General features: G+C 69.5%; 25 protein-coding genes. 9 read left to right on the forward strand and 16 right to left on the reverse strand.

Translation table 11 applies throughout. The annotated features are described in order from the left end of the window. The first annotated feature begins 23 nt into the window (after positions 1 to 23). From AB0N68_RS15595 to AB0N68_RS15610, 4 genes are all read left to right on the forward strand, one after another. Entirely contained in the window at positions 24 to 959 is a 936-nt protein-coding gene (locus AB0N68_RS15595; RefSeq protein ID WP_259953048.1) for a Ppx/GppA phosphatase family protein, read from the forward strand. Between the two features lie 35 nt (positions 960 to 994). Next, complete coding sequence (locus AB0N68_RS15600; protein ID WP_292794994.1) at positions 995 to 1,468, forward strand: VanZ family protein; 474 nt, start codon at positions 995 to 997, stop codon at positions 1,466 to 1,468. A 270-nt stretch (positions 1,469 to 1,738) separates the two neighbouring features. Continuing rightward, on the forward strand, positions 1,739 to 3,445 hold the full coding sequence (locus tag AB0N68_RS15605; RefSeq protein ID WP_292794996.1) for a DUF4012 domain-containing protein: 1,707 nt from the start codon (positions 1,739 to 1,741) through the stop codon (positions 3,443 to 3,445). A gap of 29 nt (positions 3,446 to 3,474) precedes the next feature. Further along, a complete protein-coding gene (locus tag AB0N68_RS15610; protein ID WP_292794998.1) occupies positions 3,475 to 4,041 on the forward strand; it encodes an acyltransferase in 567 nt (188 codons plus the stop codon). Here the strand turns inward: AB0N68_RS15610 and AB0N68_RS15615 are convergent. The 9 genes from AB0N68_RS15615 to AB0N68_RS15655 form a co-directional block, all read right to left on the reverse strand. Then, on the reverse strand, positions 3,983 to 5,287 hold the full coding sequence (locus AB0N68_RS15615) for a lipopolysaccharide biosynthesis protein (protein WP_292795000.1): 1,305 nt from the start codon (positions 5,285 to 5,287) through the stop codon (positions 3,983 to 3,985). The two genes, AB0N68_RS15610 and AB0N68_RS15615, sit on opposite strands and share 59 nt — an antisense overlap. Then, positions 5,284 to 6,576, reverse strand: coding sequence for an O-antigen polysaccharide polymerase Wzy (wzy, locus tag AB0N68_RS15620; RefSeq protein WP_292795002.1), 1,293 nt, complete (start codon positions 6,574 to 6,576; stop codon positions 5,284 to 5,286). Before wzy ends, AB0N68_RS15615 begins: the two co-directional genes overlap by 4 nt. Before the next feature lie 76 nt (positions 6,577 to 6,652). Continuing rightward, complete coding sequence (locus AB0N68_RS15625; protein ID WP_292795004.1) at positions 6,653 to 7,723, reverse strand: glycosyltransferase; 1,071 nt, start codon at positions 7,721 to 7,723, stop codon at positions 6,653 to 6,655. 1 nt (position 7,724) lies between these two features. Continuing rightward, positions 7,725 to 8,894: a glycosyltransferase family 4 protein gene (locus tag AB0N68_RS15630; protein ID WP_292795006.1), complete on the reverse strand. Its 1,170-nt coding sequence runs from the start codon at positions 8,892 to 8,894 to the stop codon at positions 7,725 to 7,727. Further along, on the reverse strand, positions 8,891 to 10,069 hold the full coding sequence (locus tag AB0N68_RS15635; protein ID WP_292795008.1) for a glycosyltransferase: 1,179 nt from the start codon (positions 10,067 to 10,069) through the stop codon (positions 8,891 to 8,893). The genes AB0N68_RS15630 and AB0N68_RS15635 overlap by 4 nt, the downstream gene beginning before the upstream one ends. After that, a complete protein-coding gene (locus AB0N68_RS15640) occupies positions 10,066 to 10,713 on the reverse strand; it encodes a NeuD/PglB/VioB family sugar acetyltransferase (protein ID WP_292795010.1) in 648 nt (215 codons plus the stop codon). The genes AB0N68_RS15635 and AB0N68_RS15640 overlap by 4 nt, the downstream gene beginning before the upstream one ends. Continuing rightward, positions 10,710 to 11,336 carry a sugar transferase gene (locus tag AB0N68_RS15645; RefSeq protein ID WP_363333058.1) on the reverse strand — a complete coding sequence of 209 codons (627 nt, stop codon included), beginning with the start codon at positions 11,334 to 11,336 and terminating at the stop codon, positions 10,710 to 10,712. Before AB0N68_RS15645 ends, AB0N68_RS15640 begins: the two co-directional genes overlap by 4 nt. After that, complete coding sequence (locus AB0N68_RS15650) at positions 11,336 to 12,472, reverse strand: DegT/DnrJ/EryC1/StrS family aminotransferase (protein ID WP_292795014.1); 1,137 nt, start codon at positions 12,470 to 12,472, stop codon at positions 11,336 to 11,338. Before AB0N68_RS15650 ends, AB0N68_RS15645 begins: the two co-directional genes overlap by 1 nt. Next, positions 12,469 to 14,280, reverse strand: coding sequence for a polysaccharide biosynthesis protein (locus AB0N68_RS15655; protein WP_292795016.1), 1,812 nt, complete (start codon positions 14,278 to 14,280; stop codon positions 12,469 to 12,471). Before AB0N68_RS15655 ends, AB0N68_RS15650 begins: the two co-directional genes overlap by 4 nt. A 183-nt stretch (positions 14,281 to 14,463) precedes the next feature. Between AB0N68_RS15655 and AB0N68_RS15660 the strand changes: the two genes are divergently transcribed. Continuing rightward, positions 14,464 to 15,060, forward strand: coding sequence for an arsenate reductase/protein-tyrosine-phosphatase family protein (locus AB0N68_RS15660; protein WP_363333061.1), 597 nt, complete (start codon positions 14,464 to 14,466; stop codon positions 15,058 to 15,060). Positions 15,061 to 15,084: 24 nt separating this feature from the next. Here AB0N68_RS15660 and AB0N68_RS15665 read toward each other — a convergent pair whose 3' ends face one another. Next, positions 15,085 to 16,185 carry a hypothetical protein gene (locus tag AB0N68_RS15665; RefSeq protein WP_292795020.1) on the reverse strand — a complete coding sequence of 367 codons (1,101 nt, stop codon included), beginning with the start codon at positions 16,183 to 16,185 and terminating at the stop codon, positions 15,085 to 15,087. Between the two features lie 94 nt (positions 16,186 to 16,279). Between AB0N68_RS15665 and AB0N68_RS15670 the strand changes: the two genes are divergently transcribed. Both AB0N68_RS15670 and AB0N68_RS15675 read left to right on the forward strand, forming a co-directional pair. After that, on the forward strand, positions 16,280 to 17,647 hold the full coding sequence (locus AB0N68_RS15670; protein WP_292795022.1) for a tyrosine-protein kinase domain-containing protein: 1,368 nt from the start codon (positions 16,280 to 16,282) through the stop codon (positions 17,645 to 17,647). 71 nt (positions 17,648 to 17,718) lie between these two features. Then, entirely contained in the window at positions 17,719 to 19,161 is a 1,443-nt protein-coding gene (locus AB0N68_RS15675; RefSeq protein WP_292795024.1) for a tyrosine-protein kinase domain-containing protein, read from the forward strand. A 19-nt stretch (positions 19,162 to 19,180) separates the two neighbouring features. On the opposite strand, the gene AB0N68_RS15680 is transcribed toward AB0N68_RS15675, so the two are convergent. Continuing rightward, positions 19,181 to 19,627, reverse strand: coding sequence for a GtrA family protein (locus tag AB0N68_RS15680; protein WP_187663385.1), 447 nt, complete (start codon positions 19,625 to 19,627; stop codon positions 19,181 to 19,183). A gap of 54 nt (positions 19,628 to 19,681) precedes the next feature. On the opposite strand from AB0N68_RS15680, the gene AB0N68_RS15685 reads away from it, so the two are divergent. Together AB0N68_RS15685 and AB0N68_RS15690 are read left to right on the forward strand one after the other, a co-directional pair. Then, positions 19,682 to 20,467, forward strand: a complete 786-nt coding sequence (locus tag AB0N68_RS15685; protein WP_259953021.1) for a glycosyltransferase family 2 protein — start codon at positions 19,682 to 19,684, stop codon at positions 20,465 to 20,467. Further along, entirely contained in the window at positions 20,464 to 21,915 is a 1,452-nt protein-coding gene (locus AB0N68_RS15690) for a hypothetical protein (RefSeq protein WP_292795027.1), read from the forward strand. The genes AB0N68_RS15685 and AB0N68_RS15690 overlap by 4 nt, the downstream gene beginning before the upstream one ends. Before the next feature lie 67 nt (positions 21,916 to 21,982). Here AB0N68_RS15690 and glmM read toward each other — a convergent pair whose 3' ends face one another. From glmM to truA, 5 genes are all read right to left on the reverse strand, one after another. Further along, positions 21,983 to 23,341, reverse strand: coding sequence for a phosphoglucosamine mutase (gene glmM / locus AB0N68_RS15695; RefSeq protein ID WP_144880707.1), 1,359 nt, complete (start codon positions 23,339 to 23,341; stop codon positions 21,983 to 21,985). 14 nt (positions 23,342 to 23,355) lie between these two features. After that, positions 23,356 to 23,841 (reverse strand): 30S ribosomal protein S9, encoded by a 486-nt coding sequence (rpsI, locus tag AB0N68_RS15700; protein ID WP_025104384.1) that lies wholly within the window; start codon positions 23,839 to 23,841, stop codon positions 23,356 to 23,358. Positions 23,842 to 23,867: 26 nt separating this feature from the next. After that, on the reverse strand, positions 23,868 to 24,314 hold the full coding sequence (rplM, locus tag AB0N68_RS15705; protein WP_187663382.1) for a 50S ribosomal protein L13: 447 nt from the start codon (positions 24,312 to 24,314) through the stop codon (positions 23,868 to 23,870). A 192-nt stretch (positions 24,315 to 24,506) separates the two neighbouring features. Beyond that, on the reverse strand, positions 24,507 to 25,175 hold the full coding sequence (locus AB0N68_RS15710) for an endonuclease/exonuclease/phosphatase family protein (protein ID WP_136052048.1): 669 nt from the start codon (positions 25,173 to 25,175) through the stop codon (positions 24,507 to 24,509). A gap of 53 nt (positions 25,176 to 25,228) precedes the next feature. After that, on the reverse strand, positions 25,229 to 26,077 hold the full coding sequence (gene truA, locus AB0N68_RS15715; RefSeq protein ID WP_187663381.1) for a tRNA pseudouridine(38-40) synthase TruA: 849 nt from the start codon (positions 26,075 to 26,077) through the stop codon (positions 25,229 to 25,231). Between the last annotated feature and the right edge of the window lie 3 nt (positions 26,078 to 26,080).

Consider the following 26,080-nt stretch of genomic DNA (forward strand, 5'->3'; position numbering starts at 1 on the left):
CCGCGCGCGAGTATCCTCATCCCGTGCGCCTGGGAGTCCTCGACATCGGATCCAACACCGTCCACATGCTCGCCGCCGACGTACGCCCGGGCGGACGACCGCTCGCGACCACGAGCGACCGGACCGTGCTGCGCCTCATGCGGTACCTCACACCGGACGGGGCGATCGCGGAGGACGGCGTGCAGGCCCTGGAGACCGCTGTCGCGCAGGCGCGCCGGGTGGCGGAGGCGGAACGCGTGGACGCGCTCCTCGCCACGGCCACGAGCGCCGTGCGCGATGCCCGCAACGGAGCCGAGGTGATCGCGCGCATCGAGGCCGTCCTGGGTCAGCCGCTCCAGGTGCTCGACGGGGAGACCGAGGCCGCGCTCACCTTCCTCGCGGTGCGGCGCTGGTTCGGGTGGTCCGCCGGCCAGCTGCTGCTCCTCGACATCGGCGGCGGCTCCCTGGAGATCGCCGCGGGCGCCGAGGAGGTACCGGACGTCGCCGCCTCCGTGCCGCTCGGAGCCGGGCGCATGACGGTGCAGTTCCTCCCGCAGGATCCGCCGGGTGAGGACGATGTGGAGCGGCTGCGGGCACACGCCGCAGCGACTCTCGACGCGGTCGTCCCCCGGTTCCATGCCCTCCCCCGTCCGGACCACGTCGTGGGGTCCTCCAAGGCGATCCGTTCGCTCGCACGGTTGGTCGGCTATCCCGTCCCCGGCTGGTCGGGTATCGAGCGGATGCTGCTCCCCCGCGAGGCGCTCGGTTCGTGGATCCCGCGGCTCGCGCGCCTTCCCGCCTCGGCGCGCCAGGAGCTCCCGGGGATCACGCCCGACCGGACGTTCCAGATCGTGGCGGCCGCGGTGTCGCTGCATGCTGCGATGAGCGCACTGGGGGTGGAGGAGCTGGAGGTGTCGCCGTGGGCGCTGCGCGAAGGAGTGCTGCTGCGGTACATCGAGCAGCTCGGGTCGCGATCCTGAGTGGACTGCTCCGGCGGCGCGGATAGCATGACGCCATGACCCCGACCCTCGCCACCCGTGCCCCGCGCGGCAGGGTGGCAGCCCGCGTCGCCCTGGTCGGTTACCTGCTGTTCGTGGGCTTCACCGTCTGGCTGCCCGCGGCCGTGTCGTCCAAGGTCACGGGTCTCGTGGGCGTGATGGCCCGCTGGGTCGCGGAAGCCGGCATCGCACCGTACCAGCAGAGCGCCGTGGTGCTGGAGATCCTGGCCAACGTCGCCCTCTTCGTCCCTGTCGGGCTGTTGCTGCCCTTCGCCTGGCCACGGCTTCGACTCTGGCAGGTCACGCTCGCCGGTGGTCTGCTGAGCGTCGTGATCGAGTCGGTGCAGGGCTTGATGCCGTCCCGGTTCCCCACGCTCAGCGATGTGATCGCCAACACCACCGGCACCTTCCTCGGGGCCGTCATCACCTGCCTCCTCCTCACCGCGGTGTCCGTCGGCGCCCGTCGGGTTCCGGCCTCTTCCAGCGGATGACGATCCTGCTCTATCGCGCCGACCGTGCCGCGATACTCTCGTCACTATGCGTGCATCGATGTCGGCCAAGTCCGTTCCGCCGGGCGGTTGGCGTCGAGAATTCGACGTCACTGGAGCGCGCCGATGAGCGACGCAGCCGAAGAACCCGAATTCCCGCGCAGTCGCCGCGAAGCCCGCGCGCACCGGGGCCGACCGGTGCCGGAGACGACGACGCCCTCCAACCCGCGATCGCACCGGACCCGAAGCCGGCGTCGTCGTGCTTTCACGGCGGTGCTGATCGGGACGGCCGCCCTGGTCCTGGTGGTCGGAGCCGGGGCCGCACTGCTCTACGTGCAGGCATCGAGTGTGCGCTCGCACCTGACCGCCGCGATGAGCAGCCTCACCACAGTGCAGTCAGCCATTCTCGCCGCCGACCGACCGGCCGCAACCGCAGCCGCCGCACAGCTCTCCGACGACACGGCTGCAGCCGTGGACACGACGGGAAACCCGCTGTGGGCTCTGGCTGCGAAGCTACCCGTGATTGGCGACGATCTCGCTGCCGTGAGATCCGTCGCGGTGGTCGTCGACCAGCTCGCGCGAGATGTCATCGACCCCGCGACCTCGATCGACTTGGACACGTTCCGTCCTGTGGACGGACGCATGGACCTCGATGCGCTGTCGACGCTGGCGCCTACGATCGACCGCATCGCAGCCGGTGTCGCGAGCGCCGTGGACACCATGGCCACGATCGACCGATCGCAGCTCACAAGCCAGGTCGCGACGGGCGTGAACATGGTCGACGAGGCGTTGTCGAAGGCGACCCCGCTCCTCGCCCCCCTCCGCGATCTCGCCCACCTGCTCCCGGACGCCCTCGGCGCAGCGGGTCCCCGCGACTATCTCCTCATGTTTCAGGGCAACTCGGAGGCTCGGAGCCTCGGCGGGAACGCCGCCGTGTTCATCGTCGTGCGCGCCGACGCCGGTCGCCTCGAGATCACCGGCCTCGCCGACAGCTCCGACTTCGCGCAGCCGACTCCTGAACCCGTCGCATCACTCGACCCTGAGGCCGTCGCCATCTTCGGCGACAAGATCGGGAAGTACACGCCGGATTTCACGATGGTGCCCGACTTTCCCTCGGCGGCGTCCATCATGCAGGGATGGTGGGCACAGCTCGGGCCGACAGACTTCGACGGCATGGTTTCGGTCGACCCGGTGGCGCTCTCCTATCTCCTGAGGGCGACCGGACCCCTGACGCTGCCGACCGGAGATGCACTGACCGCCGACAACGCCGTCCCGCTTCTCCTCAACGAGGTCTACTTCCGGTACGAGGATCCGATGATGCAGAACGCGTTCTTCGCCGGTGCCGCATCGAGCGTGTTCAGCGCACTCACCAGTGGGGCCTTCGCGCCCGACGTGCTGATGGCCGCCCTCGCGCAGGCGGTTGACGAGCGCCGTCTGCTCTACCAGACGGACGACGCGGACGAAGCCGCGCTGGTCTCGGACTCACCTCTCGCCGGCACCTTTCCCCCTGACACGGCGAACGCCACGAAGATCGGCGTCTTCGTGAACGACAACACCGGTTCGAAGAAGAGCTACTACCTCGACATGTCGACCACGCTGTGCCGTGGCGAAGGCACGATGGAGGGGACGACAACGCTGACATCGATGTTGGACGCGGCCACCGCGTCGCGACTTCCGTACTACATCACCGGGCCGTACTACGCCCCCGCGGATATCAGCACCTACGTCGCGATTTATGGTCCGACCGGTGGCACTCTGAAGCAGATCAGCGTGGACGGCGCACCCGTGCAGCCGATCTCTTCGGGTCAGCACCTCGGACGCCCGGTCGTGAAGGTGGAAGTGCAACACCATCTCGATTCCGTGCACAGCATCCGGTTCGCTTTCACCCCTCCGCAGGGAGCGGCCGGCGAACTTGGACTGGTGCAGACCCCGCTCTCCCGGGAGAGCCCCGTGCACATCACCGATCAGTGCGCCCCTTGACGAAACCCCACGATCCGGAGCAGCCTCCCATGACCCCCATCGCCGCACTGCGCCGAACCGTCGCGAAGCTCCTGCGCGGCGTGTGGCGACTGGGTGAGCTCGCGTGCTCGTCGGTCCGCAAGACGCGTCTGCGCCTCATGTACCCCGGTTTCGATGCCGACCGTGCCACCTTCATCGGCCCCGGCTGCGACATCAGGGTGTCACCGGGCGGGTCCCTACGCGTGCGCTCCTGCGCGGTCACCCGCAATGTGACGCTGACGGCGGGGCCGGGGGCACGGCTGTCGATCGACGCCCACTACCTGGGGCCCGGCGCCGTGATAGTCGCGCGCGAGGAGGTCTTCCTCGGCACAGGCACCAAGGTGGCGGAGAACGTGGTCATCCGGGACGCCAACCACGACCACACCGTCCCGCTCGCCGAGATGCGATTCATCGCCGCGCCGGTGGCGATAGGGGAAGACGTCTGGCTCGGCGCCAGGGTGACGGTGCTCGCCGGAGTCACGATCGGCGATCACAGCTCCATCGGAGCGGGCGCCGTCGTCACACGGTCGGTGCCGGCGGGTTCACGGGCATGGGGCGTCCCTGCTCGGGTGCAGTAAGTCCCGGACGGCGCCGGCGGAAGACGACGTAGACGGCGATGCCACCGGCGATCGCCATGACCGCCAGCACCAGATCGCGCGCGACGGCCAGCCCTTCAGCGCCCCCGAGCATCGCACCGACGCTGTAGAGCACGAGCGCGACCGGCACGGAGGAGAGCCCGACGAGTGTCGCCGCGCGATTCCACTCCCCCCCGATGAGGACGAGGTTCGCCAGCACGACCAGCGCGTAGAACACCTCGCCGGGAAGAAGGAGCCAGGTGATAGCGACGGCATCGGTGTACGGGGTGCCGAAGAGCGGGACGGTCAGCCAGGTCGCCGCGAGACCGACGACAGCTGCCGTGACCGCGGTTGCGAGCACCGAGAGTACGGCGAGACCCGCCACGCTGCGCGATCCGCCCCCTCCGGCGACCCGAGCTGGAGCGAGTTGCGCGACCGCCGTCGGGACGACGCGGATGACCTCTGCATAGGTGGCCGCCAGGCCGTACACCGCCACCACGGTGGCCGAGGTGACGGCTCCGAGGATGAGCCGGTCGGACCGGGCGATGACCACGATGGCGAGCGGGAGGACGAGGGTGGACACCCCCGCGACGAAGAGCCGCGATACACGGAGGGCGGATGCCCACCCGGACATCAGGTCGCCATCGCGGAAGGCGAAGACCACAGAGACGACCGCGACGACCGCGACCGCTCCGTATTGAGCCGCCACCAGGAGCGCTGCCGTGGGCGTGATGCCGCCCCCGGCGCACAACGCGAGCGCGAGGCCCAAGCTCAGCAGCCCCGCGACAGCGCTGCCGGCGGCCCAGCGAGCGCCGGCGGCGTACCTCATCCCGGCGAAGCGCGCGTCCGTGAGCAGGGCGATGCCGACCTGCGACGAGGTCGCGAGCGCGACCGCCGCGATGATCGGCGCCGTGGCCATCCTCGCGTCGGTGCCCTGCAGAAGCACCGCGGCCCCGCCCCCGACCACCGCCGAGACCACGATCACAATGAGCCCCGCCGTCGTGAACGCGCGGCGTAGCTCGACCGCCTCCTCATGGTTCGCTCGCGGCAGCCTCGCCCTGAGGGTGTTGCCGATGCCGGCGCTGACCAGCAGGGAGACGATGGCGGACGCGGAGAGCGCGAGGATCATGAGCCCGCGCTCGGCCACCGGCAGCCATGCCGTCGCGAGGAACCCCGCCAGCGCATTCGCCGCCAGTTGCGCTCCTGATCCCGCGATCATGGCGGAGACGGCCTTGACGAGGTTCCTCATCCAGTCCCCCCGCCGCCCCGGTCGCGTGACCCGAGGAAAGCCGCTCCCACCAAGACGAGACCGATGAGGATCTGCGGGATGACCGGAGCGAAGGAGTTCCGCACCGCGGTCACGACCGGCAGCATGATGACGGCGGCCAGCGCCGCTCCCTGTGGAGTCCCGGGTAGCCGGTCGATCCGCGCCAGCACGAATCCCAGGACACACATGACGAGGACGACGCCCAGCACATCGAAGTTCCGGTACCCCTCCGCGATCGGCGAACCGCCGATGGGGCCGATACGGGTGAAGACCTCGACGTTGAACAGGCGCAGGTCCTGATCCCCCGGCGGTGACGGCACCCCCAGCAGCCGCTCCGCGACCCTTACAACCGGCGCGATGAACGTGACGCCGTTCATCGGAGGCAGTCCCGCCGACATCCACTGTTCGACCTGCACCACCGGGAACAGGGAATAGCCCATCTCGGCGGCACCGTCGATCGGGTCGATCCGCGTCCATCCACCTTCGAGCAGCCCGCTGAACCCCTGGGCTCTGGTCTGCCGGATCACACTGATCGCCGAGAGCACCGCGGCCGCCACGAGCAGGAAGACCCACAACCGTAGGCGTCGCCGCTTGGCTTCGATCATCACCAGGGTAACGAGCGGGAAGAGTACCGGGCCGCGGAGCCCGAGCGGCAGCGCCAAGGCGGCGAGCGCCAGCATGCTGGCCCAGCCGACGATGCGGCTGCGTCCGCCACTCGCCACCAGCAGACACAGCCCCAGCCCGAGCAGGAGGGTGCCGTAGCTGAACACCGACTCGCCGGCCACCACGTCGAGGAACTCGAGGTAGCCACCCACGCTGGCGAGACCGCCGTTCGACCACAGCGCAGAACCGATCATTCCCGCGCCGATGACGGCGGCCGCGCCGCCGACGACCGGAAGCCTCCCGGCGGGCGCCGTCGCCACCGGCGAGGGCGGAGTCTTGGCACGCGCGAACTGACCGAGAGCAACACCCGCGCTGGCGCTCGCCGCACCGATCACGGTGAGGGAGGTCGCCGGAGCCAGCCGCTCGGCCGCGATCCAGGAGTTGTCGCCGCCGCCGAGCAGTGCGGCGTCGCCATGGAGCACGTACGCGATAACGAGGCCGCCGTGGAACAGGGCGAAGACGAAGAAGTAGAGGAAGGCGCTTCCGCCTGCCCCCGCACGCGGATTCCAGGCCGTGACCAGGAGGCCGATGAACGCGGCGATGAGCATACCGGCCTGCGCCGCGCTCGCCTCCCCGCCTCCGGTCGATGTGCTCCAGATCAGCGTCACTAAGCATATGGCGAGGCCGAGACACACCCTCACCCATCGATGGTGTCGACCGGTAGCGTCCGCGACGAGCAGAAGATCACCAGAGCGAGAGCCAGTCATTCACGCTCCTCTCCAGGGTGAACCTCGAACCTCTTACGGTTTCCGCCAGAGCGCGGCGGTCAGCATGGCTCAGGTCCATCGCTCGTGCCACTGCGGCCGCCCACTCGGAGGCGGCGGCCTCTGGGGAGACGAAGGCCACGCCGGGAAGCGTCTCGAGCTCGCGGAGGGTCGGGAGGTCGGAGGCGACGACGGGAACACCGCTGGCCAGGGCCTCCAGCACGACACCAGGAAGCCCTTCCCGGAACGAGGGCAGCAGAAGGACATCCGCCTCCCGGAGGATCGGTGCCACATCGTCGACCACACCCACGACACGGAAACCTCCGTCGCTGGGCAGCTCGCCGAGGTCCGCGGTCCCGCCGGGACCCACCACCACCATCTCCACAGGCCCCACGGCGCGGAGCGCCCGAAAGATCGGCACGAGGATACGGCGGTTCTTCTCCGGCGACGCGCGGCCGACGTGCACAACTCGTGGGGGCCGCACGCCATACGCCTCCATCGTCGGGTGGAAGCGCCCGACGTCGACGCCGTTCACCAGTACGCGCGTCTCCACGTCGAGCCAGCGATGGAGCCTCCCCCACCGTCCGATGAGGAAGCGGAGAGCCGCATCGCTGACTCCCACGACGTGGGTCGCCGAGAAGGGCAACAGCGCTCGAGCAGCCGTTCGATACGCCGTTCGCAGGCCACCGCCTCGATCGTCACCCGTGCTGTGGGCGCGGGCGATGCGCCGCCGCACGCCCGTGCCGCGCACGGCCAGAAGGAGGAAAGCGCTCGCAAGCGAGACGTGCGAGACGACGACATCCGCCCCGCGCTCTCGCACGAGGCGTCGGAGCGCGCCGACTCGGGCGAGCGTGCCACCGGCAGGCGCCACGGACACCACCGCGCCCGCATGCCGGAACCGCGGGGCGAGAGCACCTTCTCGCCCGGAGAAGCAATAGAAGACCTGCGTGACGCGGGCGGTCGGAATCGCTTCGCACAGATCGAGGGCGACTTTCTCTGCGCCGCCGTGATCGAGACTTCCGATGACATGGACGACGACCGTGGGCTTCATCTCATCCACCTCCGGCCAGGCCGATCAGCGTCCGCTGCCAGTCTGCCAGCGCGGCGGCGCGCGCGGACGGGGAGAATCGCCGGGTCGCGGCGATTCCGGCGGTCGAAAGCTCGCGGCGCCGCTCCGGTGACCGGAGCAGCTCGCGCAGCAGTCGCGTCATCGCCGTCACGTCGCCCGGGTCGAAAGTCGCGGACGGGGGCAAAAGCTCCGGCACCCCGCCGACGCGACTAGCGATGGCCGGTACGCCGATTGCCATCGCCTCGATCAGCGCGCGCGGCATCCCCTCCGTGAGCGAGGGGAGAACGAACAACGTCGCCTCGGCGAGCACCGCCTCCACCTCCGCCGGGTCGCCCAGATACCCGGTGAAACGGACGGCGTCGGGTACCCCTTGCTCGCGGGCGGTCTCGTGCAGGAACGGCATCCTCCGCCCTGAACCGACCACGGTGAGCGTGACAGTCGGAAACTCATCCCGGATGCGTCCCAGAGCTTCGATCAGGTGGTGATGTCCTTTGTAAAGCTGGTCGACGGAGCCAACCGACACGAGGTGCGGTGCCCCGTCCTCTGTTCCCTTCCAGCGCGGTTCGTCGGCGATCACCACATCAGAGAAGGACGCGACCTCGGCATGCGGCGCGGGCGGATAGCGCCGCTGCAGTTCCCGCTCCGTGACATACCTGACGGCTCTCGCTCGGCGAACGACAAGGCGCGTGACCATGCCTACTACGGGGCGCAGAAGGCGGCCCGCCGCGCCCAGCGCACCGGAACGCAGGACGCCTTCGGCATCACCAACGACTTCCGCGGCGACGGGGATACCGCGCCGACGCGCCGAGAGGGTCGCAAGGGTGCCGAGCACGCCGGGAACTTTGACCAACACGAGATCCGCGCCGCCGACACTCCGACGTACGGCGGCCCACGTGGCGGGAAGGCGCAGGACCGACTGACGGAGCCCGATGTAGTGCGGCAACGCGATCGTCTCCCCGCTCAGCGGTGAGCCGGCGGAATCATCATCGAGCCGGGCACGGGCGGCGAGCACCGGAGACAGAGAGTCCCCTGGCAGCTCTCGCGCCCAGGCGCAGCCGTTCACGCCGGGATCCTCGGAGAGGAAGCGTCCGGCCGCGTCCATGGCGAAGCGTGCTTCCGAGAAGACGAGAACCCGGGGCGCCCCTTCGGTCACCGGAATGCCCCGTCGAGGACGACCTGCGCCACGCGTGTTGCGGCGGCAGTGCTGTCGAACAGCTCTACGGCTCTCGCCCTCGCCGCATTGCCCATCGCGGAAAGCCTATCGTCCTGCCATGCTCGATACGCCTCCTCGAGCGTGTCACGGAGAGCAGAGGAGTCGCCGGCGGGAATCACCCAGCCGGTGACCCCGTGCACCATGGTCTCGGGCAGACCGCCGGCGTCGCTCACGATCGACGGTACCGCCATCGCCGAAGCCTCCAGCGCCGCGCCATGGTTTTCGGACAACGACGGGCTGACGCTGACGTCAGCAGCCGCGTAGGCCGCTCGCACGTCGTCCACCGTGTCCAACCACGTGACGCGCAGCTCCTCGAGCGAACGGGGAAGGGTATCGACGAGCTGGCGGCGATAGAGCTCCCCCTCAGGACGGAACCCGCCGCCAACGATTGTCAGGTGCGCGTCCTCGTGGTCGCGCACGAATGCCGCCCACGCCTGCAGGAGTTCCGCATGTCCCTTGATGCCATGTCCACGATGCACGAGACGTTTGGGGGCATACACGAACGCGACCATGATGACCTCGAAAGACGAGCCCGCGCGGCGGGGCTCGTCCGCCATCGGCTGGTCTCCACCCTGCGGTGGCATGAAGACCCGCGTGTCTACGCCGTAGGGGATGCTCACGAGCTTGTCGGCACCGGAGACCACCTCGGCGTACCGGCGCAGGGTGTCGTCCGACCCGCAGACGATGACGTCGTCCGCACGGTGCAGCACCCTCTCCGCAAGTCGGATCACGGGGGTCTCCAAATGCAGAGGACCGGCGACCATGTGCACCGCCCTCGTCCGACGACCAAGCAGGGCCGTTCGCGTCGCCAGGGCGCTGGCGTACAGATGGTAGAGCACCGCGTCCGGACGGAGAGAACGCAGGTCGCGAGCGAAGGAGAGGAAGTCGCGGATGTTCGCCGGCTTCGGCAGAAGCCCGAACTGATAGCGGGTCCGCCGCACCACGACGCCGTCGTCGTCGGCAGCCATCTCGGCGAGCCGGTCACCGAGGCGACCAGGCGCATCGGGGATGAACACAGTCACACGCGCACCCGCTTCGCGCAACGCGCGTACCTGCGGGAGGATCCAGAGCCCCCCTGCTGCGGTCTTCAGGACGATGGCGACCGTCCGCGTCATCGGGCCGGCACTCCCTTCACGATCCGTCCGGCATCGACGTCGCGAGTGACACAGGCACCGGCGCCGACCGTCGCGCCCGCCCCGACCTCGAGGCCCTGCAGCACCACAGCCCCGGCACCGACGAGCGCCTCCCGTCCGACGAGGACATTCCCCGAGATGACGGCTCGCGGATTGATCGAGACGTCGTCCTCGAGCGTCGTATCGTGGCCTACAGTGGCCCCGGGATTCAGGTGTACGCCACGACCAAGGCGCACTGAGGTGGAGACGAGGACCCCCGCACAGACGATACTTCCGGGGCCCACAGTGGTGAGTGACCCGATGACGGCCGTAGGGTGCACGAGGGATTGCAGCTCGTACCCCAGGGAGAGGCACTCCGCCGTCACTCTGCCCCGGACGCGGGGGTCCCCGATGGCCACGGCGAGCCGCACCTTCGTCTGTGCGGCGAGCTTCTCCCGCGTACCGAGGTAGGTCACGCCGAGGCGGTCGAGCTTCGCCGCATCCCCGTCCGTGATCGCATCGTCCACGACTCCGAGTAGGTCGATGTCGATCAGTCCAACGGCCTTCGCAGCGAGGTAGGTGTCCAGGGCCTCACGCCCGAAGCCCCCTGCTCCGATGATGACCAGCGAGATCGGGGAAGTGCTCATGGGTGACCGGTTCCTTCGAATGTGTGCGCGCTGACCGAGCCGGGGGGCGTGATCCCCTCGCGTCGGAGCACGAGACCCACGGTACGCGCGAGGATACGGGCATCGAGGCCCAGGCTTCGGGCATCGACGTAGGCCACGTCGAGCGCGAAGCGACGCTCCCAGCTCACGGCGTTCCGGCCCGCGACCTGCGCGAGGCCGGTGAGCCCCGGGCGCACCTCATGCCGCCGAGCCTGCTCCGGCGTGTAGCGGTCGAGGTACTCGACAAGCAGGGGTCTCGGACCGACGACGCTCATCTCCCCTCGTAACACGTTCCACAGCGACGGCAGCTCGTCGAGACTCGATCCGCGGAGAACGCGCCCGAACCTGGTCACGCGCTGTTCGTCCGTGACCAAGCGGTGCCTGTCATCGACGCTGCGCATGGAGCGGAACTTGTAGAGCGTGAAGATCCGACCATGGCGGCCGGGACGCGGCTGCGCGAAGATCACCGGTCGGCCGACATCGATCGCGACACAGATCGCGGTGACGGCGATCACCGGCAGCAGGAGAACGAGGCCGATGGCAGCGCCCAGGACGTCGAACGTTCGCTTCACCGGGTCGTAGGAAGACGCAACCCGGACAGCCATCATCGCTTCCCGTCCAGGAACCCGCCGATCCGGGTGAGCACGCGCTCTCGCTGCTCATCCGTCAGGGCGGAGCCGCTGGGCAGCGTGAGCCCGCGGCGGAAGAGCTCGTCCGCCGCTCCGGTGATGATTCCCCGTGCCCCGGCGAACACGGGCTGCGCGTGCATCGGCTTCCACAGCGGACGCGTCTCGATGTCATCACCGCTGAGGTAGGTGGAAAGCTCGGCAGGCGTCCACCCCGTCTCATCGGCATCGACGAGGATCGAAGTGAGCCAAGCGTTGTCCGCCTCGTCGCCCGCCGCGCCGAAGACCTCGACGCCCCGGACGTCCGAGAAGAGGGTCTTGTACGCCGCTCTCATCTCCCGGCGCCGACCAATCATCTCGTCCAGGCGCCTGAGCTGTGCGCGGCCGAGCGCCGCGAGCAGGTTGCTGAGGCGATAGTTGTAGCCGATGTCGGTGTGCTCGTAGTGGACAACGGGCTGGCGAGCCTGAGTGGCGAGGTAGCGCACGCGACGGGCGATCTGGCCGTCATCGGTGAGAAGCATCCCCCCGCCGGAGGTGGTCATGATCTTGTTGCCGTTGAACGACACCGCTGACGCCGATCCGAAGCTGCCCGCCGCTCGTCCGCCATGGGTGGCTCCCAGTGACTCCGCGGCGTCCGCGAGCACGGGCACTTCGAACTCGGCGGCGATCGCGAGGATGGCGGTGTAGTCGACCGCTTTTCCCAGCAGGTCGACCGGGACGATCGCCGGCACGGTGGCGCCCGAGGCACGGAGTTCGTGAAGAACCGTTCGCAGCAGTTCCGGTTCCATATTCCCGGTCGCCGGGTCGGCGTCGATGAAGTACGGCTCCGCCCCCGTGTACGTGATCGCGTTCGTGGTGGCTGCGAAAGTCATGGTCGAGGTCGGGACCACTGTGCCTGGCCCCGCTCCGAGCACGATCAGCCCCAGGTGCAGCGCCGCGGTACCGGAACTCAGCGCGACGCCGTGCGCGACGCCGACTCGCGCAGCCAGCTCTCGTTCGAACGCATCGACGTCGGGGCCGAGAGGAGCGATCCAGCCCGACCTCATGGCGGCGAGGACCGCCTCGTGCTCCGCCTCGCCGATGTCGGGCGACGACATGTGAATTCGTTTGCTCATGGAGCGCCCTCCGTGTCGACGAGTGGCATCGGCGTGACCGACGTGGCGTCAACCGGCGGAGGCGTGGCCCCCATCCGGGAGTACCACCCGGCGCGGTCCAGACGGTCCGGTGCGAGGGGGTCAGCACGCGTGTGCGACACCTTGGGGTGGAAGGGCCGCTCGAGGCTCTCGCGATCTCCGACGAGCTCTTCGTGCAGCTTCTCGCCATCCCGGAGTCCCGTGAACACGATCTCGACCGCTTTGCCGGACATCGCGATCATCCGCTTGGCCACGTCAAGGATCGACACCGGCTCTCCCATGTCCAGGATCAGCACCTCGCCGGACCGCCCCACCGCGCCAGCCTGGATGACGAGCTGGCAGGCCTCGGGGATCGTCATGAAGTAGCGCGTGACGTCAGGGTGCGTGACGGTCAGTGGCCCACCGGAGTCGATGAGCGCCTGAAAGGTCGGCAGCATGGAGCCCCGGCTGCCGATCACGTTGCCGAATCGAACGGAGAGATAGCGCATCCGCGTCTCCGCTCCGGCCCAGGCAGTGATCTTCTCGGCGAGACGCTTGGAATGGCCCAGAACGCTCGTCGGGTTGGCCGCCTTGTCGGTTGAGATGTTGACGAATGTCGCCACACCGCATTCGCGGGCCGCTTGCACGACGTTGAGTGTCCCCAGCACGTTGGTCTTCCACGCCTCGTCCGGGTACTGCTCGAGCATCGGGAGATGCTTGAGTGCCGCGGCGTGGAAGACAACTTCCGGACACCGCTCGGAGAAGACGCGGCGGAGGATCTCGGGTTCCCTGATGTCTGCGAGGACGACATCCTTCGTGTCGAGAAGACCATGTCCAGCGGTGCGGATCTGCGCGAGCTGGAGGCCGGTCTCGTCACGGTCGAGCATGGTGAGTTCGCTGGGGCCGAACTTCGCGAGCTGCCGGCACAGTTCCGAGCCGATCGAACCGCCGGCCCCCGTGACGAGCACGCGTCTGCCGGTGATGTAGCCGGCGATGAGCTCGACGTTCGTGTCCACCGGGTGGCGCCCGATGAGGTCCTCGATGCTGACGTCACGGAGGTCGGCCGGCGATCCCTCGCCGGAGCGGATCTGCGTGAGGCTCGGGGTCACGGAAACGCTCATGCCTGCCGCCTCCGCGCGGTCTGTGAGCTCGCGCAGCAGCGCGCCGTCGGCACGCGCCACGGCGATCACGAGCGTTGTCGCTCCCGTCCTCGCGGCGGCCTCCGCGAGGTCGCTCGTCGTGCCGATCACGGGCACCCCCCGCAGGCGCAGGTGCTTCTTCGCGGGGTCGTCATCGAGGAGTCCCACCGGCCGGATCGGCGATGCGGGGTCGGTGAGGATGCTTCGCAGCACGTTGTCGCCGAGGTACCCCGCGCCCACGATGATGGCCGGCTCTGCCTCATCGCCGGGCTTACGCGTCCGCTCCGAGAGCAAGCGGGTGAGGTAGCGGACGCCGAACATCAAGAGGAGCACGAAGGGGAAGGCGAGGAACACCGTGCCCCGCGGGATCCCGACCGCGTTGCCGAACAGGATCACGAGGATTCCGAGCAGGATCGACTCCCCCATCACGACCAACCCGAGCGCGCGAACCTCGTCGAACGAGCCGTAGCTCAGCCGCCCGCGGTAGAGCGCGAACTGGAGCCCGAGCAGGACGTGCAGTGCCGCGGCGACGAGCCCGAGCGCCAACGTCGCCACCCAGGTCGCCGCCGTCATGGCGAACTCGAAACGCAGCACCACGGCGGCGACGATTCCCAGCGCCCACGCGCCGGCGTCCAGAGCCGCGGCGAGCGCACGACGCCGCTCGGGCGCCATGGCGACACCCTCAGGACTCAAACTTGACCCCCCGCTCCTCGAATTCCCAACGCTCGCGCTGCCCCCTCGCGTGGTGTGTTCAGTTGAGGCACAGCCTACCCATACATCGGTTCGACCTCCGGCGAGGACCGAGGCCGCTACGGAACGCGGCTACGCTGACCACGACCGCCACGAAAGGCTCCCGTGTTCGAGATCACCACCATCTGCACCGGCAACATCTGCCGCTCTCCGCTGGCCGAACAGCTGATCCGCGCCGGTCTGGCCGATCTTCCGGGGACCATCACCAGCGCGGGCACCCGGAGCATCGTCGGCGCGGTCATGCCGGAGGAAACGGTCACCCTCGCCACTCGGTACGGGGTCGCCCTCGACGTCGCAACGGCGCACCGGTCCCGTCAGCTCACCGCCTCCCTCCTGGAAACACCGGACCTCATCCTGGGGATGTCACGGGAACACCGCCGGTCCGTCGTGGAGCTGGCACCGGTCCGCCTGCGAGCGGCTTTCACGCTTCGGGAGTTCGCTCGATTGGCCGCCGACGCCTCCGACGGCGAGCTTCGAGAGGCGGCCTCACACCACACCGATCCGTCCTCGAAGCTCCGCGCCGCCGTCGCCGCCGTCGCGGGCCGTCGCGGCATGGCGCCGCCGGCGCTCAGCCCCGAGGACGACGACATCGTCGATCCGTATCGACAGTCACAGGCGACATACGAGCGATCCGGACGGCAGCTCGTTCCGGCGGTCGCCCAGGTCGTACGTGTGGTCCGTCTCGCCGTCGCCGAGAGCTGACCCTCGGTTGCCCGCGAGCGCCGATCACGGCTGCGGTTCGGTTCCGCTCTCGGGGGCCGTCTCGTCCTCCGGCGGCGTGCTGGGGTCCGTCACCTGCTCCTCGGCGCCCTGATCCCTCTGTGCGCGTTGCGCCTGTTCGACCTCGAGGCGCTCGCGGCGGTCGTCGGCGCGAAGAGCCCAGACCGCCTCCTCATACGCGATGAGGGCTTCCTGTCCGTCGGGCTCGTGCAGCGGCGCGGTCGAGACGCGCACACCCGCCGCGGTGACGGCGTCGCGGAACTCCAGGGCGGCCGCTGGATTCGCCCGGACCTCACTTTCAGCGCGGTCGGTGAAGCCGACGGCGAAGGAGCTCAGGGCCTGGATGAACGGTGAGCGGTGCGATTCCGCGGTGGCCCGGAGCAGACGGACCTGCGTGAGTGCCTCGTCGACCAGATCCGCCCGCGCCCGCACATCGTCGATGGCCGCTGCGACTTCGGGAAGGGAACCGGTGTCCACCGGCGACGGCGGACTCGGTTGCGGCAGCGCAGGCGGCTCCAATGTCCGCAACGCGCCGATGTAGGCGTCGGCCGCCGCGACCGCCGCGTCGCGTGCCACCGGATCCACGATGGTTCCGTCGAGTTCGACGAGCGCCGCCCGTGTGGCGGCGGCCATCTCGTTCTCCGATGACGTCTGCGCATCGAGGCGCCCTGCGGCGGCCTCCAGCCCCTGCTCGGCGCTGGCGAGAGCCGCCTTGTCTTCCCGCAGGGCCTCCGCCGCCGTCTCGGCTGGCGACGCGCTGGCCCCCTTGATGCCCGCGAAACCCGCGGCTCCCACAACGGCCGCAACAGCCAGGGCCGCGGCGATGGCGTTGACAGGGTCGATGCGCAACCTGCGCCCTCGCCCTCGGCGCAATGGCGCGGTCGAAGCGCGCGGGGGCGAGCCGCCGTCCGCTGCACCGGCGACCAGAGGAGCGGCGACCATCTCTCGCAGCCGCAGCGTCTCCGCGTCGCCGTGAACGCTCGGGGATTCCCTCCGCGGCTCCCCGACCAAGTGCTCCAGCTTCGCGCTGAAGGCCGTCGCGCCGTGATCGCGCGCAGGACTCGGCGTGCGGCGATCGCCCGCGAAGAGATCGTCGAGCGTGCTCATGAGACGGCTTCCGTACGAGAGAGGCGTGGGGAGGATAGTCTCGAGAAACACTACTACCGGCGTCGAACGACGAAGCGGTCATGTTCGGGAGACGATGGAAATCCACGATTACGTGCGCATCCTGCGACGCAATGCGGTGCTGCTCCTCTCCGCTGCCCTCATCGGCCTCGCAGGCGGAACCTTCGTCGCCCTGAATGCCGCGCCGCGCTATGACGCGACGACCACGTTGTTCGTGTCGGCGCAGTCCCCTTCGGGAAGTTCCACCGACCTGAACCTCGGTCGCACCTACGCCCAGCAAGCAGTATCGAGCTACGTCGCGCTCGTGCCCAGTGCCCTCGTCCTCCAGCCCGTCATCGACGACCTCGGCCTGGATCTCCGTCCGGCGCAGTTGGCGGAGAACGTCAGAGCTTCCGCCGAACTGAACAGCCTGGCCATCTCTGTGACCGTCTCCGACGGGAACCCGAGTCAATCCGCCCGAGTAGCCAATGCGATCGGAGAGAGCTTCGCGACAGTCGTCGTCGAACAGCTGGAGAAGCGCGCCGATGACTCGGTGAGCCCCATCCGCATCGATACCTTGCAGGTGGCACAGGTGCCGGTGGCCCCGGTCGCCCCGAACGTCACGACCTCGATGACGATCGGGGGGATTGTCGGCATAGCGGGAGGATTCGCCCTGACCGCGCTCCGCGCCGCAATCGATACCCGCGTGCGATCCATCGACGACGTGGAGCGCTCGACCTCGGTGCCGGTCCTCGGTGGTATCGCCTTCGACCCGAAGGCCCCGCAGCAACCCCTGGTGGTTGCTGCGGATTCGCGGGATCCACGGGCGGAGGGCTTCCGCGCCCTTCGTACAAACGTCGAATTCCTCGCCGCAGGCGGTTCGACGCCAGTCGTCGTCATCACCAGCGCGGGGCCCGGAGACGGGAAATCGACGACCGCCGCGAACCTCGCGATCGCGTTCGCCCAGTCCGGATCGAAGGTCGCGCTGGTGGACGGCGACCTGCGCATGCCGCGCGTAGCGGACTACTTCGCGATCGAGGGAGGAGTCGGGCTCACTGATGTCCTCGCCGGGCGCATCGCCGCGAGCGATGCGCTCCAGCGCTGGGGCCGCGGCGCGCTCTTCGTGCTTCCCGCCGGCACCATCCCTCCGAACCCGGCGGAGCTCCTGGGATCCACCGCGATGTCCTCCCTGCTTGCCGATCTCCGCGTCGCATTCGACATCGTCATCATCGACGCGCCGCCCGTCCTGCTCGTCACGGATGCCGCCGTTCTCGCCGGCCAGTCCAACGGCGCCCTCCTCGTGGTCGCCGCCGGCAAGACGACGAGTCCACGGCTCCGTGCAGCCATCGACAGCATCGACAAAGTCGGGGCCACGATTCTCGGCACGGTCATCACAATGCTGCCCACGACCAACCCCGCACGATTCCTAGCGTCGAGGAAACGACGCGCGAAGTTCCTGCGCTGAGAACTCACCCGCCCGCCCCGCTATGCGAGAATGACCGCATTCTCCCCCACAAACTTCAGGAGATCTCCCGCGTGGAACTTCGCGATTACCTGCGCATCCTGCACAGGAACTGGATCATCATGCTCGTGCTGCTGCTCATCGGCCTGCTCGCCGGGGCTGCGTACGCCCTCACGCAGCCGCCGAGGTACGTGGCGTCCACACAGCTGTACGTCTCCGTCCGCAGCGAGGGCGCCGCCACCGGCGATCTCGTCCAGGGCACGACGTTCGCGCGGCAGATGGTCACGACCTACGTCGATGTGATCGGCACGGAACTGGTCCTGCAACCGGTGATCGACGAGCTGGATCTCGATACGACCGTCACCGGTCTCGCCTCTCAGGTGACGGCGACGACCCCTCTGAACACGGTCACGATCAACATCACCGCGACGGACACCGACCCTCAGCGGTCGGCGCAGATCGCGAACCAGACGGCGATCAGCTTCGCCGCCGCCGTGCAGAACACGCTGGAGAAGCCGATCGCCGAGGGAGCGACGAGTCCGGTGAGCATCACCGTCACGGACCCGGCGACCGCTCCGACCCGCCCCTCCAGCCCGAATGTTCCACTGCTCACCCTTCTCGGAGGTCTGCTCGGTCTCGGCGCCGGGGTGGCCGTAGCCGTGTTGCGGCAGCTCCTCGACGTGCGCATCCACACGCTCCACGACATCGAGCAGATTACGGATCGCCCCATGTTGGGCGGCATCGCCTTCGACCCCGAGGCCCAGAAACGGCCGCTGATCGTGCACGCCGACCCACGCAGCCCGCGGTCGGAATCCTTCCGCACGCTTCGCACCAACCTGCAGTTCCTCCGCGTGGACTCGGGCCCGCGCGCGATCGTCGTCTCAAGCTCCGGACCGGGCGAGGGCAAGTCGACGACGACAGCAAACCTTGCGATCGCCCTCGCGGAGACCGGGGTCAGGGTCGCCCTGATCGACGGCGACCTGCGCCTCCCCCGCATCGCTGACTACATGGGAATAGAGGGAGGGGTCGGTCTGACGACCGTCCTCATCGGGCGTGTCGACCTCGCCGATGCTCTGCAGAAGTGGGGGCCGAACCAGCTGTACGTGCTGCCCAGCGGCCCGGTTCCGCCGAACCCGAGCGAGCTGCTCGGATCGTCAGCGATGGACCAGTTGCTGTCGTCGATGACGGAGTACTTCGACTACGTTCTTATCGACGCTCCCCCGCTCCTGCCCGTGACAGACGCCGCGGTGATCGGCAAGAAGACGAGCGGGGTGATCCTGGTGGCCGCGTCCGGCAAGACGAAGAAGCAGGAGCTCGCGGGCGCGATCCGTGCTCTCGAGACAGCCGGCGTGGCTATGCTCGGCACCGTCGTGACCATGCTTCCGACGAAGGGCCCGGACAGCTACGGTTACGGCGCTTATACCTACGGCGCGACCACCCCGATCGAGCAAGACCCTATCCAGTTGAAGAGGTCCGACGCTCGTCCTCGTCGGGGACGAGCGAAGGCGACCGCCTGACGCCGACCCCGTCGGCCGCTCAGGCCTTCGGCGACGCGACCCGGAAGACGATCGAGTGGTAGAGCACGAAGCGCAGCAGCACGACGATGACGATGCTGACGAGGTTCACGAGGTTGACCGCCACGGCTCCGGGCGTGCGGCCGAGGATGCCGCCGACCGCTTCGACGCCGACCCACACGAGCGCGGCCCCGAGCGCGGTGCACACGGCGTTGGTCGCGAGGAACAGGGCGACCTCCGCGGCCCGTCCCCGGCGATCGCGGTGGCGGAAGGTCCACTCGCGGTTGCCGATGTACGCGTTGATGAGGGCGACGAGCGAGGCCACGATCTTCGCGGCGACGACGTCCCACCCCCAGGCGTAGACGAGGAGGTTGAAGACGCCGACCTCGATCAGGGTGCTCAGCGCCCCGACCACGAGGAAGCGGCTGCCCACGCCGGCGAGGCGACGCAGTCGGGAGGGAGGATTCATGGCTCAACTAGGCTACTGGCTGACACCTCTGCAGCCCGCCACCGCAAGGACTCCGTGACTCTCCGCCACCTCGCCATCGTCATGCCCGCCTACAACGAGGTGGAGGGCATCCGGGGCTTCATCGACGAGATCCGGTCGGCGGTCGAGCCTCTGGCCGACGAGGTCTCCTTCCACATCGCCGACGATCGTTCGACGGACGCCACCGCGACCGTGTTCGACGACGTCGCCGACGCCACCGTCGTCGTGCAGGCGACCAACCGCGGACACGGGCCGACCGCCCTCGCGGCCTATCGCGCCGGACTCGCCGCAGACCCGGACGCGCTCGTGCACGTCGACGGTGACGGGCAGTTCCACGGCGCCGACTTCCCCCGGCTGCTGCGTGCGCTCACCGACGAGCAGGCCGACGTCGTGCACGGCGTGCGCGACGGACGCACCGATCCCTGGTACCGCAAGACGCTCACCGGCGCGGTCGGCCTCCTCATCGCCGTCGCAGCGGGTCGCCGCATCCCGGACGTGAACACGCCCCTGCGCGCCTACCGTCCCGAGGCTCTGCGAGTCCTGGTCGAGGCGGTGCCCGCGGACGCAACGGTGCCGCACGTACACTTCTCGCTCGCCGAGGCCCGCGGCGGATTCCGCGTGCGGTACGTCCGGGTCGCCAGCATCCCGCGCCGCGGTGCCTCCAGCACCGGCACCATGTGGGGCCGTGGCGGCGGGCTCCCCCTGCCACCGAAGCGCCTGCGCGTCTTCGTGCGATCCGCCCTCAGCGAGGCCTGGCTCCTCTCGCTGCGTCCGTCCGCTCCGCTCCGCGCCGTCCGTCGTCCGGAGCCCGTGCGCCGATGAGCCGGCTGCGCACGGCCCTCTTCTGGGTGGCGGCCGCCGCCCTCGTGATCGGCCACGTCGTCCTCGCCTGGCACAGCCTCACGGTGTCCCGTTTCTGGGAGGACGAGGCGTTCAATCTGACCGTGCCCCGCAACCTCCTCGCCGGGCTCGGATACGCCAGTGACGGCGCCCTGTCCGGCTCGACGATCACTCCGTTCGACCCCCGCATCTCCACGGGGCCCGTCGTGCTCCTCCCAGTCGCGGCGCTCCTGGCGACCGGCATGGACCCGGTGCTGGCGGCCCGACTCGTGCCGCTCGCCTTCTGGCTGCTGCTCCTCGCTGGACTCGCGGTCCTCGGCCGTCGTATCGGCGGGCGGTGGGCGGCACTTCTCGCCGTCGCGGTCCCCCTGGCGTTCACCGCCGGCGCCGGCGTCTCCCCCATCGAGGGGCCTGCCGACCTGCTGGGCGAGATCCCCGCCGCGGCGCTCCTGGTCTGGGCTCTCGCCGTGCTCCCGCGACGGGCCTGGCTCGCGGGCCTTCTCGTCGGTCTCGCAGTGCAGGCCAAGCTCATCGCCGCGCTCGCCCTCCCTGCCTACGCCGTCGCGCTGTGGGTCCTCGCCGATGGCCGCGGATGGGCACGCGTCCGCGACGCCCTGCGCCGCGCGTGGCTGCCGCTCCTCCTCTCGGCGGTGCCGACGGCCCTGTTCGAGCTGGGGGCGCTCCTCGCTCTCGGCCCGGCCGGATTCGTGGAGCACCTGCGCGCGTTCGTCCGCTTCGTGCGCAGCGGCGGCCAGGCCGACGCCGCGACGACGGTGCTGCAGAAGCTCGGCACGCTCGCCGACTCCTGGTCGCTGCCGCCCGCCGTCGCGCTCCTCGGCGCTGTCCTCACCCTCGCTCTGGTGACGCTCGGCGTCGCCCGTCGCTGGCGCATCGCGACGGAAGAGGAACGTGTGGTCATCGCCTACGCTCTCGCGGCCGTCGTCGGCGCCCTCGCCTTCGTGACCTGGTGGGCGACCGCCTCGCGTCTGCCGCTGTGGGTCCGGCATCCCGCGCCGGGGATCCTCGCCTTCTTCCCGGTCCTCGCCGCCGTCGCGGTCTGGGCGGTCGCGCGGCTTCCCGAGCGACGCGCGTGGCGGCTCGGCGGGACCGTCGCGGCGGCCCTGGTCGCGATGATCGTCGCGGCGGGCGCGGTGCTGCACCTCGCAGGCACCGTCACGTCCCCCGGGCTGACGCTCGCCGCGCAGCGCGCCGACGTGGAGCCGCTGCGGGCCTGGGTCGAGGAGAACGACGTCGAATGGGTCGCCGCGGAGCGCTGGGGCTGGGCGGTGCCGCTGGTGGTGCTCACCGGCGCGCATCTCGGCCTGCAGGATGCGCCGTCGATGACCGAGGCACCGCGACTGGCCCTCGATGACTGCCCCACGGCGACGCTGGCCGAGGGGACCACGAGCCGCCTCTGCGCCGCCCGCTGAACGCGGCCTCCGGAGACGACGAACCGGCCGGCCGCCGAGGCGACCGACCGGTTCGGAGACGGCGGTCCTAGAGCGCGAGGCGCTCCTGCACGACCGCCGCGAGACGTTCCGCATAGGTCCGGGCCGACTCGGAGTCGGCGGCCTCGACCATGACCCGCACGAGCGGCTCGGTGCCGGACTTGCGCAGCAGCACGCGCCCGGTGTCGCCGAGTTCAGCCTCGACATCGCGCACCGCCTGCTGCACGACCTCGTCCTCGGCGACGCGATCCTTGTCGACGTCGCGGACGTTGATCAGCAGCTGCGGGTAGACCGTCATGACCGATGCGAGCTCTGCGAGGGACTTGCCCTGCCGCGCCATCTCGGCCACGAGATGGAGACCTGTGAGCAGGCCGTCCCCCGTGGTCGCGTACTCGCTCATGATGACGTGTCCGGACTGCTCGCCGCCGAGCGCGTACCCGCCCTCGTTCATGTCCTCGAGCACGTAGCGGTCGCCGACGGCCGTCTGGCGCACTGTGATGCCGTGCTCGCGCATCGCGACGTGCAGACCCAGATTGCTCATGACCGTCGCGACGAGCGTGTCGTCGGTGAGACGGCCGCGCTCCTTCATCGACAGCGCCAGGATCGCCATGATCTGATCGCCGTCCACGACGTTGCCCTGCGCGTCCACCGCGAGGCAGCGGTCGGCGTCGCCGTCATGGGCGATGCCCACGTCGGCGCCGAGCCGGACGACGGCTTCGGCCAGGTTGTCGAGGTGGGTGGAGCCTACGCCGTCGTTGATGTTCCAGCCGTCGGGGTCGGCACCGATCACGGTGACCTCGGCGCCGGCGTCGCGGAACGTCTCGGGAGACACCCCGGAAGCGGCGCCATGGGCGCAGTCGAGCACGACGTGAACGCCCTCGAGGCGGTGCGGCAGCGAGCCGAGCAGGTGGACGACGTAGCGGTCCTCCGCATCGGAGAAACGGTCGATGCGACCGACGCCGGCACCGGTCGGGCGCAGCATCTCGCCATGCATGGCTTCCTCGATGCGCTGCTCGACGACGTCGGGGAGCTTGCGTCCGCCGCGGGCGAAGATCTTGATCCCGTTGTCGGGCGCCGCATTGTGCGAGGCGGAGATCATCACGCCGAAGTCCGCATCGCGATCCGCCACGAGGAACGCCAGAGCCGGCGTGGGGATGACCCCGGCCTCGAGGACGTCGACTCCGGAAGAGGCGAGGCCCGCGGCGACGGCAGCGGTCAGGAAGTGCCCGGAGACCCGGGGGTCACGGGCGACGACGGCGGTGAGTCGCTTGCCTTCGGCTTTGCGAGCCTCCGCCGTACGGCCCTGGCCCAGGACGACAGCAGTCGCCTGGGCCAGGGTGAGCGCCAGGTCGGCGGTGAGGATGCCATTGGCGAGTCCTCGCACGCCGTCCGTGCCAAAGATCGGCATCGGAGCAGTGGACCTTAACGCTTCGAGTACTGAGGCGCCTTACGGGCCTTCTTGAGTCCGGCCTTCTTGCGCTCCTTGACGCGAGCGTCGCGCGAGAGGAAGCCGGCCTTCTTCAGGGTCGGACGGTTGTTCTCCGCGTCGATGCCGTTGAGGGCACGCGCGATGCCGAGACGCAGGGCGCCGGCCTGGCCGGAGTCGCCACCACCCGAGATGCGGGCGATCACGTCGTACGCACCGGCGAGGTTCAGCGCGGTGAACGGGTCGTTGATCAGCTGCTGGTGCAGCTTGTTCGGGAAGTAGTCCTCGAGCGTACGGCCGTTGACCGTGATGGTGCCCGAGCCGGGGACCAGACGCACGCGGGCGATGGCCTGCTTGCGACGGCCGACAGCGGCGCCGGGGACGCTCAGCACGGGGCGGGGAGCCGCCTCGACCGCGTCGGTCTCCGGGGTCGACGTCGAGAAGTTCTGGAGGTTTTCGGTGGAGTCCTGGATGTCAGCCACGAGTATGTCCTTAGTCTGTACGGCGCTTACTGGGCGACCTGGTCGAGGGTGTACGGCTGGGGCTGCTGCGCGGCGTGCGGGTGCTCGGCACCGGTGTACACCTTCAGCTTCGACAGCTGCTGGCGGCCCAGGCTGTTCTTCGGGAGCATGCCACGGATGGCCTTCTCCACGGCGCGGACCGGGTTCTTCTCGAGAAGCTCGGCGTAGGTGACCGACTTCAGGCCGCCCGGGTAGCCGGAGTGGCGGTAGGCCAGCTTCTTCTGGAGCTTCTGACCGGTGAGCGCGACCTTGTCGGCGTTCACGATGATGACGAAGTCACCCGAGTCGATGTGGTTGGCGAAGGTCGGCTTGTGCTTGCCACGCAGAAGCGTCGCCGCGTGCGAGGCCAGGCGGCCGAGAACGACGTCGGTGGCGTCGATGACGACCCAGTCGCGCTGGACTTCGCCAGCCTTGGGGGTGTAAGTGCGCGTCACGATAGTGCTGCTTTCTTGTCGAACGGAGGTGTTCGTGAATCCCACTCCGGGGTGGTTCGTTCCCTACGGGGAGGAACACGCCAGTGGAGGGCTCACGTTCGGATGTGCATCTTCCCCGCAGGCAGGGAAGGGCACCAAAGAGTCAGCATACGCCACCGGAACGGCATTCCCCAAACCCGCCCGGCACGGGTGTCAGTTCGGACGGACCGTCACGAGGATCGGGCGGTGGTCGCTGGAGCGCTGCGGCAGCGTGGTGATGCGCTCGATCTCGAAGCCGGACGAGGTCGCGAAGTCGTAGTGCCCGCGGAAGACCCGGTACCGCGTGTAGGTGTGGTCGTCGCTGAGGGACAGCGCGTATCCCTGATCGCGCACCGCCTGACCGAGGTTCTCCTTGAAGACGGGGTAGTTGTAGTCCCCCACCATGAGCTGCGGCAGCCCCTCGCCGAGCGTCGCGAGCTCGGCGAGCGCCGCGCGGATCTGGTGCCGGCGCAGTGAGTTCAACGCCGTCAGGGGCGCGGCGTGGAATGACGCCACGATGAACTCGCCGCCGTCGTCGATGTCGCGCAGGCGGGCGCCGAGGACGCGCTCATGCGCGGGTTTGGCGATGCGGTCATGCAGCGACTTCTTCAGGCCGAGGGTGCGGATGCCGAGCAGACGATAGGTGCTCTCGCGATAGAAGAGGGCGAGGCCGAGCCTGTTGCCCTGCGTCGCGTCCGCCAGCACGAGACCGCCGATCCGATCCGGAAGCTCCGGGACATCGCACTCCTGGAGGCAGAGGATGTCGGGATCATGCTCATCGACGAGCGCCGCGAGCTCGCCGGCGGCGCGGTGCTTGCGCAGGTTGTAGGAGATGACCTTCATGATCGTCCCCACGCTACCCGCCCCATCTGTGCCCCGGCTCCCGATCCCGGCGATCAGTCGCTCTCGCGGTCGCGTCGGGCCCTGGTCTGGGCGGCTCTGGTGGCCAGGAGCTCCTCTGCCGGGTAGCCGACCTCCGTGAGGGTCAGCCCGCGGGCGGCGAGGACCTTGAACTCACTCGTCCGCGTGAGCGCATCGCGGAGCACGACGAGATCGCCGACGTCCAGGCGCCCCTCCCCCACAGCCGCACAGGCGCCGACGAGGGCCCGCACCATGCTGTGGCAGAACGCGTCGGCCTTGACCTCCGCGACGAGCACCCCGTCCGCGTCCCGCTGCCACCGGTAATCGAGCAGCGTACGGATGGTCGTGGCCTCCTCACGGGGTTTGCAGTAGGCGGCGAAGTCGTGGAGGCCGATGAGCGTCTGCGCCGCGGCGTCCATCGCCTCCGCGTCCAGCCGCCCCCGGATGGTGGTGGTGTCGAGCCGCCGCAGCGGGTCGTATCCGGCGAGGTCGTCGGCGAGCCGGTAGCGGTAGCGGCGCCAGACGGCCGAGAATCGCGCGTCGAACCCCTCGGGGGCGAGCGAGGACCGGGTGACCGTCACGTCGGGGTAGGCGCCGAGCACCCCGCGCATGCGCGCCGCGATGCTGCCGGCCGGGTCCTCGGCGGCGCGGCCGTGGCGCGCCTCGATCCGCGCCCACTGCGCCTCGTCGAGATCCACGTGCGCGACCTGTCCGCTCGCATGCACGCCGGCGTCCGTCCGCCCGGCGACGACGAACCGCACGTCGGAGCCGACGATCCGGGCGAGCGCCGCCTCCAGCGTCCCCTGCACCGTGCGGAGCGTGGGCTGCGTGGCCCACCCGCGGAAATGGGTGCCGTCGTAGGCGATGTCGAGCCGGATGCGCACGAG

This window comes from Microbacterium meiriae (assembly GCF_040685015.1).
GTDB classification, from domain to species: Bacteria; Actinomycetota; Actinomycetes; order Actinomycetales; family Microbacteriaceae; genus Microbacterium; species Microbacterium meiriae.